Below are 846 nucleotides of genomic sequence, written 5' to 3'. Positions count from 1 at the left end.
CAACGATCACATCGCTGGCTGTTCGTTCAGATGAAATTAAATTATTTCCCAAAGGCCACTAAATCATGATTCATGCTTCCGGACAACATCTTAAGTCTCATGGGAAGAAACTTTCCGAAGTTTTTTAGTTTTCTTAAAGAGCCCGGACTATAGAAGTACCGGCCTGCGGCATCAGGGTAAGCTGAAAATAATGTTTCGACTTCTGATACTCGACGCTATCGTTGGTTTATCTACCGCCTTCCTGCTTGATTACCTCATACATTGTCATGTACTTCCGGATCCCGGGAAACATATAGCAGAGGATTTGAACGGCATTTTTTACGGTTTCTTCTTTCCCGTACTTCTTGCCCCTGTTTTTGAAGAAACGATCTTCCGTCTGCCCCTCAGAAAGGTCAGAGGCAGCATCTACCTGATTTTTATCAGCGTAATCGTCGCAATTTTTAGCTTTGTAATGTGGCAAATTGCGATTCCGGTATCTGTTGTCTTTTTTATTGCGATGAAATACACTCTGAAACAGAGAACTACCCTGGTCTTTAGAAAATGGAAAGAGAATTACGGTATTCTTTTCTATTATGTCACTCTCATATTCGGACTCGTCCATCTTTCGAACTTCAGCAACTGGCATTCGGTGGCCTATATAGGATTTTTATATGTGCTCTCCCAGATCTTCGGCGGATTGGTGCTTGGGTACACCAGGATAAAGCTGGGTTTCTGGTATGCTGTGTCGCTTCATGCTTTATTTAACGGAGCCGCCATCTCTATTCGCTTCTTATTCGATTAATCCCTTTCCAGCAGGAAGATTAATTTATTGTTATTACATTTGAAGCAGGTGAAACATGCTGTAAG

The 846-nt window shown here is 41.8% G+C and carries 1 protein-coding gene; it reads left to right on the top strand.

All coding sequences use genetic code 11. The features are described from left to right. The first annotated feature begins 190 nt into the window (after window positions 1-190). Window positions 191-781: a type II CAAX prenyl endopeptidase Rce1 family protein gene (locus ACNOHI_RS24665; protein WP_161973352.1), complete on the top strand. Its 591-nt coding sequence runs from the start codon at window positions 191-193 to the stop codon at window positions 779-781. Window positions 782-846 lie beyond the last annotated feature (65 nt).

It is taken from the genome of Noviherbaspirillum sp. ST9, assembly GCF_048799745.1.
Taxonomy (GTDB): domain Bacteria; phylum Pseudomonadota; class Gammaproteobacteria; order Burkholderiales; family Burkholderiaceae_D; genus Noviherbaspirillum.
Note: the sequence above shows the minus strand (reverse complement) of the source record. Positions and strands in the feature narration are given on the sequence as shown.

Coding starts and splice junctions, on each gene's coding strand:
- ACNOHI_RS24665 (WP_161973352.1), top strand. CDS start 191: ATGTTTCGACTTCTGATACTCGACGCTATCGTTGGTTTATCTACCGCC.